The sequence below is a fragment of the Streptomyces sp. NPDC048278 genome (assembly GCF_040652195.1).
Taxonomy (GTDB): domain Bacteria; phylum Actinomycetota; class Actinomycetes; order Streptomycetales; family Streptomycetaceae; genus Streptomyces.
Map to the genome: position 1 here is coordinate 50,765 of NZ_JBEZLP010000002.1, position 12,814 is coordinate 63,578.

Annotated in this window: 11 protein-coding genes and 1 pseudogene; 4 read left to right on the plus strand and 8 right to left on the minus strand. The window is 72.9% G+C overall.

Annotation, left to right across the window (positions count from 1 at the left end; translation table 11 throughout):
• Positions 1 to 45: 45 nt before the first annotated feature.
• From AB0D74_RS03850 to AB0D74_RS03865, 4 genes and pseudogenes are all read right to left on the minus strand, one after another.
• Entirely contained in the window at positions 46 to 1,461 is a 1,416-nt protein-coding gene (locus tag AB0D74_RS03850; protein ID WP_362580268.1) for an FG-GAP and VCBS repeat-containing protein, read from the minus strand.
• Positions 1,462 to 1,463: 2 nt separating this feature from the next.
• Complete coding sequence (locus AB0D74_RS03855) at positions 1,464 to 2,912, minus strand: FG-GAP-like repeat-containing protein (protein WP_362580270.1); 1,449 nt, start codon at positions 2,910 to 2,912, stop codon at positions 1,464 to 1,466.
• Between the two features lie 98 nt (positions 2,913 to 3,010).
• A complete protein-coding gene (locus AB0D74_RS03860; protein ID WP_362580272.1) occupies positions 3,011 to 4,420 on the minus strand; it encodes an FG-GAP-like repeat-containing protein in 1,410 nt (469 codons plus the stop codon).
• A gap of 118 nt (positions 4,421 to 4,538) precedes the next feature.
• Positions 4,539 to 4,841, minus strand: a pseudogene (locus AB0D74_RS03865) (FG-GAP repeat protein); the annotation flags it as partial.
• 290 nt (positions 4,842 to 5,131) lie between these two features.
• Between AB0D74_RS03865 and AB0D74_RS03870 the strand changes: the two are divergent.
• The gene (locus AB0D74_RS03870; RefSeq protein WP_362580274.1) at positions 5,132 to 5,461 is read left to right on the plus strand and encodes an antibiotic biosynthesis monooxygenase; all 330 of its coding nucleotides are present in this window, start codon (positions 5,132 to 5,134) and stop codon (positions 5,459 to 5,461) included.
• 120 nt (positions 5,462 to 5,581) lie between these two features.
• Here AB0D74_RS03870 and AB0D74_RS03875 read toward each other — a convergent pair whose 3' ends face one another.
• From AB0D74_RS03875 to sigJ, 3 genes are all read right to left on the minus strand, one after another.
• A complete protein-coding gene (locus tag AB0D74_RS03875) occupies positions 5,582 to 6,184 on the minus strand; it encodes a hypothetical protein (protein ID WP_362580276.1) in 603 nt (200 codons plus the stop codon).
• Positions 6,185 to 6,427: 243 nt separating this feature from the next.
• The gene (locus AB0D74_RS03880; protein WP_362580278.1) at positions 6,428 to 7,678 is read right to left on the minus strand and encodes an FAD-dependent oxidoreductase; all 1,251 of its coding nucleotides are present in this window, start codon (positions 7,676 to 7,678) and stop codon (positions 6,428 to 6,430) included.
• Between the two features lie 129 nt (positions 7,679 to 7,807).
• The gene (sigJ, locus tag AB0D74_RS03885; RefSeq protein WP_362580280.1) at positions 7,808 to 8,755 is read right to left on the minus strand and encodes an RNA polymerase sigma factor SigJ; all 948 of its coding nucleotides are present in this window, start codon (positions 8,753 to 8,755) and stop codon (positions 7,808 to 7,810) included.
• A gap of 264 nt (positions 8,756 to 9,019) precedes the next feature.
• On the opposite strand from sigJ, the gene AB0D74_RS03890 reads away from it, so the two are divergent.
• Positions 9,020 to 9,460, plus strand: coding sequence for an HIT family protein (locus tag AB0D74_RS03890; protein ID WP_362580281.1), 441 nt, complete (start codon positions 9,020 to 9,022; stop codon positions 9,458 to 9,460).
• Between the two features lie 49 nt (positions 9,461 to 9,509).
• On the opposite strand, the gene AB0D74_RS03895 is transcribed toward AB0D74_RS03890, so the two are convergent.
• On the minus strand, positions 9,510 to 10,901 hold the full coding sequence (locus AB0D74_RS03895; protein ID WP_362580283.1) for an aminotransferase class V-fold PLP-dependent enzyme: 1,392 nt from the start codon (positions 10,899 to 10,901) through the stop codon (positions 9,510 to 9,512).
• Between the two features lie 195 nt (positions 10,902 to 11,096).
• Here AB0D74_RS03895 and AB0D74_RS03900 point away from each other — a divergent pair, with 195 nt between their 5' ends.
• Both AB0D74_RS03900 and AB0D74_RS03905 read left to right on the plus strand, forming a co-directional pair.
• Positions 11,097 to 11,588 (plus strand): MarR family transcriptional regulator, encoded by a 492-nt coding sequence (locus AB0D74_RS03900; RefSeq protein WP_362580284.1) that lies wholly within the window; start codon positions 11,097 to 11,099, stop codon positions 11,586 to 11,588.
• A gap of 86 nt (positions 11,589 to 11,674) precedes the next feature.
• The gene (locus AB0D74_RS03905) at positions 11,675 to 12,787 is read left to right on the plus strand and encodes a substrate-binding domain-containing protein (protein WP_362580286.1); all 1,113 of its coding nucleotides are present in this window, start codon (positions 11,675 to 11,677) and stop codon (positions 12,785 to 12,787) included.
• The last annotated feature ends 27 nt before the right edge of the window (positions 12,788 to 12,814 follow it).

Below are 12,814 nucleotides of genomic sequence, written 5' to 3' on the forward strand. Positions count from 1 at the left end.
GTCTCAGGGCGCCGTCCGGCAGCTCCGGGGCGCGCCCGGTGCGGCTCACTGCGCGAACGCCGTGCCCAGCAGCGACCACGTGCCCGGCAGGCCCGCCTGGTTCGCCCCGAAGGTCACCGCGCCCGTCGTCGTCAGCCCCGAGGAGGCGCCGCGCAGGGTCCATACGGCGCCCCGTCCGCCGTTCTCGTGCCGGGCGCCGACCGCCAGGTCGGCCTTGCGGTCGCCGTTGAGGTCGGCGAGGTGGACGGCGGTGCCCCAGAAGTCGTTGTCCTCGTTCGAGTCCGGCACCCCGGGGGTGTTCTGGGTCCAGCGGGTCGCGCCCGTGCCCGTGAGGCCCGCGGCGGAGCCGCGCAGCAGGGTGACCGTGCCGGTCTGCCAGGCCGCGCCGACCTCCTCGTACTCCGCGCCGACGGCGACATCGGCGTATCCGTCGCCGTTGACGTCTCCGACGGAGAGGGCGTCGCCGAAGGAGTCCGAGCCGGTGGCCGCGGTGCTGCCGGGGACACCCGGGCTGTCCTGGGTGATCGTCGCCTGGGGCGAGCCGCTCACGCCGTTCGCGCCGCCCAGGTAGGTGCGGACCCTGCCGGGCCCGACCACGGAACCGGTCACCGGGGAGTAGGAGGTGACGACGTCGTCGTACCCGTCCCCGTTGAGGTCGCCGAGGAGCACCCGCTGGTAGCCGCCGCTGTTCAGGAACCGCTGCAACCGCGGCCCGGAGGCGGAGCCCAGGTACACCAGGTTGCCGTCCTCGTACGTCGTGCCGTCCGTCCCGCTGATCACCAGGTCGTCGGTGCCGTCACCGTTCACGTCACCGGCGGCCAGCGCCCACGAACCCCGGCTCGTGCCGCTCTGCAACGGGGTGGCGAGGACGATCCGGGAGGAGGCTCCGTTCGTCTTCGTGAAGCCGCCCTTGAAGATCTGCACGTCCCTGCCGGTGCTGCCGACGGCCAGGTCGGCCCGGCCGTCGGCGGTGAAGTCGCCGACCGCGAGGGACATGCCGAAGCTGTGGTGGACCGTGCGGGCCGGGTCGGGGACGGCACGGCCGCCGGACAGGCCGTTCCTGCTCCCCCAGACGACGGTCACCGACCCGGCTCCGCCGTCCTCGCCCTCGGCGCCGACGACCAGGTCGGCGTAGCCGTCCCGGTTCAGGTCGCCGAAGGTGAGCGACGAGCCGAACTCGTCGTCCTTCTCGGCGGTGCCGGGGACGCCGGCCGAGTTCTGGGTGACGACCGTACGGTTCGAGGCCTTGACCCCGGACCTGGAGCCGTAGGTGACGACGACCGCGCCGGCGTCCGCCCGGCCGCCGACCGTGGCGCCCGGGGCGGCGGTGGCGAGGTCGCGGTAGCCGTCGCCGTTGAAGTCGTCCGCGTATGTGGCGGGCGCGGCGGAGGCCTGGCCGGCGAGCGGGACGAGGCCCGCGGTGAGGAGGGCGGCGAGGGCCGCCGCCGTACGGACGCGCATGATCAGCCCTCCAGTACGTCGCCGAAGTAGGCGGTGCCCGTCGGGCCGCCGAGGGTGGGGCCGGTGAAGGTCTTCGAGCCGCCCGCCTGGACACCGGCGGTGGTGGACTTGAAGAGCCAGACGGCGCCGGCGCCGTGGCCCTCGCCGTAGGCGCCCGCGACCAGTTCGGCGCGGCCGTCGCGGTTGGCGTCGGTGAGGCGGACCGAGGAGCCGAAGAAGTCCTGGGACTGGGCGGTGCCGGGCACGCCCGTGGTGTCCTGGGAGAAGAGCTTGGCGCCGCTGCCGGTCAGGCCGCTCGCCGAGCCGCGCAGCACGGTGACCGTGCCGGCCTGCTTCTTCGTGCCGAGCGTCTCGGCGTAGGCGCCGACGGCGACGTCCGCGTACCCGTCGCCGTTGACGTCCCCGGCGGACAGGCTCCAGCCGAAGCCGTCGTTCTTCTCGCCCTTCTCCGGGACGCCCGCCGTGTCCTGGGTGATCCGGACCGGCGTACGGCTGCTGAGGCCGCCGGCCGCGCCGTACGTCACGGTGACCGCGCCGCCGAGGCCGCCGTTCGGTTCGTCGGCCGACTTCTCCATGAAGTTGCCGGTGACGATGTCGCCGTAGCCGTCCTTGTTCACGTCGGCGATGACCGCGTCGTAGCCGCCCGCGAGCTTCTTGCCGACCTTGAGGGTGCCGCCGCCGGCGCCGGTCCCGGTGTAGAGGACGCTGCGGGTGCGGTAGGCGCCGGAGGCGGTCTCCTCCTGGCCCATGACCAGCAGGTCGGTCTTGCCGTCGCCGTTGACGTCGCCCGCGATCAGCTTGTCGGAGTAGATCGTGGTCTGGTCGACCGTGTCGATGCCGACCAGGGCGGTCGCCTTGCCCTTGCGGGTGAAGGGGCCGCGGAAGATGTTCAGGGACGGCGTGGAGTTGTTGCCGACGGCCAGGTCGGTGTGGCCGTCGCCGTCGAAGTCGCCGGCCGCCAGCGCCCAGCCGAGTTCGATGCGGTACCTCGGCAGCGGCGAGGTGAGGTTGCTGGCGCCCTTGAGGCCGCTCGCGCCGCCCCACAGGACGGTGACGTTGCCGTAGGAGTCGGTGGTGCCGATCCGCTCGCTGTGCACGCCCACGACCAGGTCGGTGTAGCCGTCGCCGTCCAGGTCGCCGGTGGTGAGCCGGTCGCCGAAATAGTCGCCGGAGGCCGGGTTGCCGGGGACGCCGGTGGTGGCCTGGCTGATGATCTGGCGCTTGGTGGTGTCGAGGCCGTTCTTCGTGCCGTAGACGACCGCCACGTAGCCGGCGCCGGACTTGCCGGAGACCTTGGCGACGGGCGCGGCGATCGCGAGGTCGCGGTAGCCGTCGCCGTTGAAGTCGCCGGCCAGGCCCGAGGGGGCCGCGGTGGCGGTGGCTGCGGGCAGGGCGGTGAGCAGACCCGTGGTGAGGGCCGTGGCGAGGAGCAGGGTGGTGCGCTTGGGCATGGTCTTCCCCCGTGTGCCGTGAGTTGACGGTTCGTTCCGCGCTGGTGGTGTCACGCGTGATGTCGGTGGTGACGTCGGTGATGACATAGGTGGTGGTGTCACTGGCCGATGGCTGCGCCGAAGAAGCCCTCGCTCTTCAGGCCGACGTTCGCCGCCGTGATCGTCCTGGCGCCGGACCCGGTCAGGCCGGTGGTGGCGCCCTTGAGGACGGTGACGGCGCCGAACTGGGCGTCCTCGCCGTGCACCCCGACGACCAGGTCGGCGCGGCGGTTCTTGTCGAGGTCGATCAGGCGGACCGAGCCGCCGAACCCGTCCGCGGTCTCGGCGGTGCCCGGGACGCCCGCGGTGTTCTGCGTGAAGGTCTTCGCGCCCTTGCCGGCGAGGCCCGTCGCGGAGCCGTACAGGACGGTCACCGCGCCCGCGTCCGCCTTGGTGCCGACGTTCTCGCCCGGCGCCCCCACCGCCACGTCGGCGTAGCCGTCGCCGTTGACGTCACCGGCGCTCAGGGACGCGCCGAACGCGTCACCGGCCTCGCCCGTGTCGGGGACGCCTGCCGTGTCCTGGTCGATGACGGTGGGCGTCCGGTCCGGGTCGGGGCCGGTGGCGCTGCCGTACCAGACGGAGATCTGGCCGCCCTTGTGGCCGGAGGGCTTGCCACTGCGCGGGTCCTGGGCGTCGCCGAGGACGATGTCGCCGTAGCCGTCGCCGTTGACGTCGGCGATCGCCGCCGCGATCCCGTCGGCCCCGGGCAGCTCCTTCCTGACGTAGTGCGCGCCGTTCCAGGTGAAGTAGAGGACTTCGCCGCCCTCGTCGCCGCTCACCTCGAACGTGTGGAGCCGCTCGGCCGCGCCGTCGCCGTTCAGGTCGCCCGCGACGGCGTCGTACGTCGTACCGATGTTCGGGGAGAAGGTGGTCGCGGCGCCCTTGCGGGTGAAGGGGCCCTGGTAGACCCGGGAGTCGGTCTGGCCGGTGGCGGTGAGGTCGTTCCTGCCGTCGCCGTTGAAGTCACCGACGGCGAGACCGGCGCCGTAGCCGCCCCATTCACGCAGGCCCGCCGGGACGGGCAGGGTGGTGCCGCTGGTCAGGCCGGACCTGCCGCCCCACAGCACGGTCACCTGGCCGACGTGCCGCTGCGAGCCGACGCTCTCGAACCGGGCGCCGACGGCGAGGTCGGCGTAACCGTCCCCGTCCAGGTCGCCGGTGGCGAGGCTGTCGCCGAAGCGGTCGTCCGTCGCGGCCGTGCCCGGAACGCCGGCGGTGTTCTGGGTGATCACGACGCGCTTGGCGGCCGAGACCCCGGTGGCGGAGCCGTAGAACACCACGACGGCACCGGCGGACCGCGCCTTGCCGACCGTGAGGAGCGGGGCGGCGACGGCGACATCGCGGTAACCGTCGCCGTTGAAGTCGCCGGCCAGGCCCGAGGGGGTGGCGGACGCGGTGGTGGCGGGGAGAGCGGAGAGCAGACCCGTGGTGAGGGCCGTGGCGAGGAGCAGGGTGCGCTTGCGCAAGGCGATGAGACTCCTGTGAAGGGCCGGGCACACATGCGGCACGCCCGGCCGGCTCCCTTGGATGCGGCTTGTGTGGAGGTGTTTCGCGGGTCGCGGGTTGTGGGTCGTGGGTTGTGGGTCAGTCGGCGAAGACGGCGCCGAGCTGCGGGGTGCCGGTCGTCGAGATGCCCAGCTTGCTCGCGGAGAGGGTCCGGGAGCCGGTCGTGGTGATCTTCGAGCCGTTGGAGGGCAGGTAGGTGACCGCGCCGTCGCCGCCGTTCTCGTACGAGCCGACGATCAGGTCGGCCCTGCCGTCGCCGGTGACGTCGTCGAGCTTGACGTCGGCGCCGAAGAGGTCGCTCTTCTCGTCGTCGCCGGGGACGCCGGCCGTGCTCTGCGCGAAGGACTGGGCGCCGGAGGCGAGGTTGATCGCGGTGGCCGTCGCGAGGGCGAGTCGCGGGAACGTGTGCATGCGGGTCGTCTCCTGCGGCACGCGGGGGCCGTCCGCACCCGGCGGACGGCCGGAGTCAGTGATGTCCAGCGATCAGGAGACCCGCGTGAAGGGGTAAGGGTTGTACATGAGTTCGGTGAAATCGAGATCGCCGCTCCTGGCGCGGAACCCAGCGCAGGAAAGCGGGTCCCGGTCGTGCAGGAAGGCGGGTCCCGGTCGTGCAGGAAGACGGGTCCCGGTCGCTCACGTCCTCCTGATCACCCTTGCGGCAGGATGGGCCCATGAGCGTAGTGAAGATCAACGTGCTGACCGTGCCCGCCGAACAGCGGGAGGTCCTGGAGAAGCGGTTCGCCTCGCGGGCGCATGCCGTGGAGAACTCCGACGGATTCGAGTGGTTCGAGCTGCTCCGTCCGGTCGAGGGCACTGACAGCTACCTCGTCTACACGCGGTGGCGCGACGAGGAGTCGTTCCAGGCGTGGATGGAGGGGCCCATGAAGGCGGCGCACCAGGGCGGCGGTGCGGAGGGCGCGGAGAAGCCGAAGCCGGCGGCGTCGGGGTCGACCCTGTGGTCCTTCGAGGTGGTTCAGCAGGCCGAACCGAAGCGCGCCTAGAAGTCGCCGGCGACCAGTCCGCGTTCGCCGTGGTGTTCGGATGTGGCGGCGGGTGAACGTCACGCTTCGGCTGGGCGTCGCTGCCCGCCGCCTGGGTGCTCCTCGGTTCTCGCCGGAGGCCTAGGCGGGCTTGCCCGGGGTCCCCGTCCACGGCCAGTAGGAGAAGCCGTTGCCGGTGTACCAGTCCAGGCGGGTGCTGCCGCAGGCACCGCTGTGCACGTCGAGGAAGTCGTAGTCGACAGCCTTGACGGACTTCTTGGGGAAGGTCACGGAGATCTCCGTGGTGACGGTGGCGCGCGCGGGGATCGTGCCCACGGCCAGGGCCGGGGAGTTCCACAGGGGCAGCGAGCCGTTGGTCCTGCTGTTCCAGTGCAGCGTCATCGCATGCCAAGAGCCCTTGCCGACACGCCACCGGACGTGGGGCGCGGGGCCCCGGTTCTTCATGAGGTTGCCGATGGCGAAGACGTACGACGCCTTGGTGAGCGCTGTGTTCTCGGTGTTGTGCAGCCGCAGCGTGGCGTAGAGCGCAACGCCGGGCTTGCGTGCGGTGGGTGAAGCCGATCCGGCCGCGTCCGAGACCGATACCGCTCCGTACCGGCAGGTGTACCCGGTGGCGGCGGCCTTGGGCTGAGCGGCAGCCGCGGCACCGTGGGCGGCGAGCGCGCCGAGGACCCCGGCGGTGGCGGCCAGAACGGCGCCGTGGCGCAAAGTGGTGTTCAACATCTCCTCCTCGTCGCCCTGATGCGACAGTGGCCGCGGCCTGCCGTCAATGATCTTTACGTGATCATTGCGAACTGGAGGACCGGCCCTGGCCCGTGCTTGACGGCCCGTGCTTGACGGCCCGTGCTTGACGGCCCGTGCTTGACCGCTCTGGTTCGCCGACTGGAGCCGGCGGCTTCCGCGGTGGCGCCGGTGCCTGTCGGGGGCACCGGCGCGATGGGGGGGTCAGGACGGGGTTGTGGGAGGTCAGGACGGGGTTGTGGTCCTGGGCTCGGTCGTGGATGTGGTCGTGAGCGGTGTGTGCGGTCGGGGCGGATTCGGTACGGTGCGGCGGCGCCGCGTCGGGAGGCCGAGGGTCGGGTGGGCGACGGCCCAGGCGGCGCCCTTGCAGATCAGTTCCTTGTAGCGGGCGGCGGTCCGGCCCGTGAGCGCGGCCCGTACGGCGCGGTCGTCGGCCGTGACGTACTGGATGAGGCCCTGCCTGCGGCCGAGCGAGACGCACTGGTTGAAGTAGCGCAGCGGGGTGTCGGGGAGCTTTCCGCCGGTCAGGCGGGCCGCGATGGCGTCGGCGGCCTGCCAGGCCATCGGTTGGCCCGAGGCGCAGGACATGCGGAGCGGGTTGCCGGCCGGGCCCGTCGCCTGGGCCGCGTCGCCGATGGCATACACGTCCGGGTGCGAGACCGAACGCATGGTCCGGTCGACGACGATCCGGCCGGAGTCGGTGACCTCCAGGGAGGTGGCCCGCGGGATCGGGTGGACGGCGAAGCCGGTGGTCCAGAGGGTGAGCGCGGCCGGGACGGAGGCGCCCTCGGCCGTGGTCACGTGGTCGGGTGCCACGGCGGTGACGGCGGTGTGCTCGTGCACGGTGACGCCGAGTCCGTCGACGACCTTCCGCAGGTGCCGCCGGCCCTTCGGGGAGAGCCAGTCGCCGAGGGCGCCGCGGGCGGCGAGGGCGACGTCGAGATCCGGGCGGGCCTCGGCGATCTCGGTCACGGCCTCCAGGCCGGTGAGCCCGCCGCCGACCACGAGCACCTGCTGCCCGGCCCCGAGGGCGGCGAGGCGCCGGCGCAGCCGGAGCGCTCCGGGGCGGCTCGCGATCTCGTCGGCGTGCTCGGCGGCGCCGGGGACGCCCTGGTCGTTCCAGGCGCTGCCGAGGGCGTACACGAGGGTGTCGTACGGCAGTTCCTGCGGCTCCGAGGGCTCCGGTGCGGCGGCGTCGGTGGTGGGGATCGTCGTGACCGTCCTGCGGTCGACGTCCACCGCCGTGACCCTCGCGAGCCTCAGCCGCACGCCGGTCCCGGCGAACATCTCGGCGAACGGCCGGGGCCGCAGCTCCTGGCCGGTCGCCAGCTGATGCATCCGGACGCGCTCGACGAAGTCGGGTTCGGCGTTGACGAGGGTGATGGCGACGTCTTCGGGGCGCAGCCGCCGGGCGAGGCGGCCGGCGGCGACGGCTCCGGCGTATCCGGCGCCGAGGACGACGATGCGGTGCTGCATGTCCGTGCTCCTGTCATCCAGCTCTTCAGCGGGTCGCCTCCTGAACCGGGCGGCCCGCCGTTTCCTGACAGAAGTGCGGTGTGAAGCGGCTCACATCAAGAAGCGGCTCACGTCAAAGCGGGCGGCGCGTCAGAAGAGGCGGAGCAGGGGTTCGCCGTGGTCCGTCGCCGCCCACTGCCTGGTCGCGCGCTCCAGCTTGTCGGGGTTGACCTGGTTGCGGAACGCGGCGATGCCCTCGGCGGTGATCTCCAGGCACATCACGCCGAAGACCCGGCCGCCGCCGGTGACCGCCACCAGGGCGGGCCCGCCGTTGGCGGTCGAGGCGTACAGGTGGACGGGGCCGCCGGCCAGGGCACGCTGCGCCGGGCCCTGTTTGAACAGGCCCCGCATGAACTTCGCGACCGCGAGGGCACCCTCGAACGCCCTCGCCGCCGCCGGGACCTTCCCGCCGCCGTCACCGACCGCGACGGTGTCCTCGGTGAGCAGCCGGACGAGCGGCTCGGTCCGGCCACTGGTCGCGGCCTCCAGGAACTCCTCGATGACGCGTCGGGCGGCGGCCTCGTCGACCTCGGCGCGGACCCTGCCCTGCGCGACGTGCTTCCTGGCCCGGTGCAGGATCTGCTGGCTGGCGGCCTCGGTCAGCCCGAGGATCGTGGCGATCTCCCGGTGCGGGTAGTCGAAGGCCTCCCGCAGCACGTACACCGCGCGCTCGGCCGGGGCGAGACGCTCCAGCAGGACCAGGACCGCGTACGACACCGACTCCCGCCGTTCCGCGGTGTCGGCGGGGCCGAGCAGCGGGTCGCCGGCGAGCAGCGGCTCGGGGAGCCACTGGCCCACGTAGGTCTCGCGCCGGGCGCGGGCCGAGGTGAGCCGGCTGAGGCACAGGTTGGTGAGCACCTTCGTCAGCCAGGCCTCGGGGACCTCGATACGGCCGGTGTCGGCGGCCTGCCAGCGCAGGTACGTGTCCTGCACGGCGTCCTCGGCCTCGCTCGCGGAGCCGAGGAGGCGGTAGGCGATGGCCGCCAGGCGCGGCCGGGCCGCCTCGAACCGGTCCACGTCGGTCACCGTCACAGCCATGCCCCGGATCCTAGCCCGCACGTCCCGCACGGGACCGCCGGCGCCGGAGGGAACGGCCGGCACCGGTGGGAACGGCCGGCACCGGTGGGAACGGCCGGGCTCCAGGCCTCCGGGCTCCGGGCTCCAGGCCTCCGGGCTCCGGGCTCCAGGCCTCCGGGCTCCGGGCTCCAGGCCTCCGGGCTCCGGGCTCCGGGCTCCAGGCCTCCGGGCTCCGGGCTCCGGGCTCCGGGCTCCGGGCTCCGGGCTCCGGGGGATACTCACCGCATGCCGACGCTCTTTTCCCGGATCCTCGCCGGAGAACTCCCTGCCCGCTTCGTCTGGCAGGACCCCGAGGTCGCCGCGTTCCTCAGCATCGCCCCGCTCACCCCGGGGCACACCCTGGTGGTGCCCCGGCGGGAGGTGGACCAGTGGACCGACGCGGACGGCGAACTGCTGGCCCGCTGCGTCACGGTGGCCCAGGCGATCGGCCGCGGGGTGCGGCGCGCCTGGGACGCGCCCCGGGCCGGTCTGGTCATCGCGGGCTTCGAGGTGCCGCATCTGCACATCCATGTCGCGCCCGCCTGGGGCATGGCCGAACTCGACTTCACCCGGGCCGCCGTCGAGAAGGACGAGGCCGCGCTGGACGACGCCGCGGCCCGCCTGCGCACCGCGCTGCGCGAACTCGGGTTCGCCGAGCAGGCCGGGCAGGCGTCGTCCGGCGGCTGACCGCGGCTGACCGCCGCCGGCCGGGGGTCCGGTGGGCGCGTCACGCGGGCTACCGGGCGGCCTCCCGAGGCCCGCTCCGCTGTGCGACCAGCCGCTCCACCCGCTCGTGCAGGTCCTCGACGTGGTCCTCCGACTCCGGCTTCATGAGGACGCTGCGCAGGACCCGGGCGCCCTCCGCGTCCGCCGTGATCTCGGGGTGGCGGGCGGCGAAGGCGGCGCGGTCGGCCTTGAGGGTGCTGAGGAAGACCGGGTCGGGGGCGGTCATGCCGTCGGCCAGGACGCGGGCGGAGGCGGCGTCGATCGCGGTGAGGGCGGCCGGTGCGGTGGCCGGGAAGTAGGTGACGATGTCCAGCTGGGGGCGCTGGTAGAGCTCCAGGACGTCCGACGCCTCGATCAGGTCCGCCCAGCGCAGGGCGGCCCGGCGCCCGGCCGCCAGCACCTGGCCGAGGCCGTCGGGCGTGGGCGGCAGCAGCCGGAAGGTGAGCCACAGGGCCGCCGCCGCGGCACCGGCGCGGGAGCACTCCAGGCTGATCTCGCCCAGGTGGAGCTCGCCGGAGGTGAAATAGGTGTACGGCGAGTCGTGCAGGTAGAAGCGGCCGACCTCCGGGTCGCGGAAGAGGACGGCCCCGCAGCCGTACGGCTGGAGTCCGTGTTTGTGCGGGTCGACGACGATCGAGTCGGCCCGGGCGAGGGCCCGCCAGGGCTCGGGCTCCAGCCCCTCCGGGCCGTCGGCGCCGGCGAGGAGCGTGAAGAAGCCGCCGTAGGCCGCGTCGACGTGGACGCGGACGCCGTACCGCCCGGCGAGCGGCAGGATCTCGTGGACGGGGTCGACGGCGCCGAGCCCGGTGGTGCCGGCGGTGACGACGACGGTGCCGACGTCACCGGTCTCCAGTACGTCCGCCAGCGCGTCGAGGTCCATCCGGCCCCGGTCGTCGGTGCGGACGGGGTGGCTGGTCATGTCCAGGACGTGGCACATGCGGCCGTGCGTGTAGTGCGCGTCGGCGCTGTGCGCGATGCCCCGGCCGGGGTGGAGTTCGCGGGCGACGAAGAGGGCTTCGAGGTTGGCGATGGTGCCGCTGGTGGTGAGGTGGCCGAGGTGGTGGGTGTCGTAGCCGAACATCGCGGCGAGTTGCGCGACCGTCTCGCGTTCCATCGCCGCGGTGGCGGGGCCGCCGTCCAGGGCGTGGTTGTTGGGGTTGATCAGCATCGCGGTGAGGTGGCCGACCACCGCGGCGGGGTGCGGGGGCTTGAGCATCTGGCCCGCGTAGTGCGGGTGGAAGAAGGGGTAGTTGTCCTTCAGCCGGTCCGTGAACTCCGCGAAGACCGGAGCGAAGCGGTCGTCGGTGACGTCGAGGGACGGGTGGGAGCGGTAGGGGCCGAAGGTGCCGGCCCACTCCTGTATCGCTTCGGTGGCGCGGCCGAGCCAGTGCTGCAGATCCACGGGTCCGCCTTCCTCTCGTTCGCGGGTGCTCCTCCACCGTACGATTTCATTGATCAGTCAGCAATTGACTGATCAGCGATTGAGACAGCAGTTACTGATACGGCAGTGACTGATGCAGCAGTGGCTGATGTAGCAGTGGCTGATGTAGCAGTGGCTGATGTAGCAGTGGCTGCGATCGCAGTAAGGTCGCCGGCGATGAACCCCACGCCCCAGCACGACGACGAAGCCGCCGCCCGCGCCGCCAACAGCCCGCTCGTCCGGGACTTCGGGCTGCTGATCAAGTCCGCCACCCGGCTGGAGCAGCGCATCGACAGCGCGCTGCGCCGCGAATGCGGGATCAGCCACACCATGCTGGAGGTGCTGATACGGCTCTGCCGCCGGCCCGGCGAGGAGGTCTCCCAGCGGCAGCTGGCCGACGATCTGACCCTCACCAGCAGCGGCACCACCCGGCTGATCGACCGCATGGAGGAGGCCGGTCTCGTCCGGCGCGCACCGTCCCCCGGAGACCGGCGGGTGGTGCTGGTGGAGCCGACCGACGAGGGGCGCACGGTGTTCCTGGGCGCGGCGGCCGTGCACGCCCGGGTGGTCGAGGAGTTCTTCGTCCGACCGCTGGCCGCCGACGACTACACCCGGCTGACCGCCGCGCTGGGCACGATCGACCAGGCGCTGCGGGAGGAGACCGGCTGACCGCTTGGCTACCCTGACATCAGACCCCCATAGAGGGTGATTTCAGGCGGAACCCCACAAGGGCGGAACCCCACAAGGAACGGAAGATGGGCCTCGGTGTCGACGTTCCGAAGCGCAGGCGTCTGTCCCGTGCGGCCGTGGCGGTCGCGGTCGGCGCCGGGCTGGCGCTGACCGGCGCCTGCGGCGGGAGCGGGCACGGCGACGGCAGCCGCGGCGGCGGCCTCAGCGTCGGTGTGCTGCTGCCCGGCGGCGGGGCCTCCCGGTTCGGGCAGTTCGACCGGCCGCTCATCGAACGGAAGCTGAAGGAGCTGTGCCCGGACTGCCCGGCACCGGCCGTCGCCGCCACCTCCGAGCCGGACGTCCAGCAGCAGCAGCTCGACGCCATGATCACCCGGGGTGTGGACGTCCTGATCCTCGCCGCCATCGACCCCAAGGCGCTGCGCTCGTCCGTCGAGGCCGCGCACCGGGCCGGCATCCCGGTCGTCGCCTACGACCGGCTCGCCCAGGGCCCGGTCTCCGGTTACGTCACCTTCGACGGCGCGGCGATCGGCAGGCTCCAGGGCGAGGCGCTGCTCAAGGGCATGGGCGCGAAGGCCGACGGCGGCCAGATCGTCATGGTGAACGGCGCCGCGATCGACCCGAACGCCGCCTGGTTCGAACGGGGCGCGCTCTCCGTACTCCGGGGCAAGGTGAAGATCGGCAAGTCGTACGACACCGCCGGCTGGCGGCCGGAGAACGCCTTCGCGGACATGACCGGCGCCATCGCCGCCCTGGGCGCCGACCACATCGACGGCGTCCTCGCCGCCAACGACACCCTCGCCGGAGCCGCGATCTCCGCCCTCGACGCCAGTGCGGTCCGGCCGCTGCCCCCGGTGACCGGTCAGGACGCCGACCTCTCTGCGGTGCAGCGGATCGTCGCGGGCCGCCAGTACATGACCGTCTACAAGTCCTACCGGGCCGAGGCCGACGCGGCGGTCGAGATGGCCGTGGCCCTGGGGCACCGCGAGCCGGTCGGATCCCTCGCCACCGCCACCGTCGACAGCGCGACCACCAGGGGGATCCCCTCGGTGCTGCTGCCGTCGTCCTCGGTGACGGTCGGCACGATCAAGGACACTCTGGTAAAGGACGGTATATACACCATCGACCAGATATGCACCCCCAAGCTCCGGTCCGCCTGTGCCCGGGCCGGACTCACCTGACGCCCCGCGGAGGAAGGAGGTGGCCCC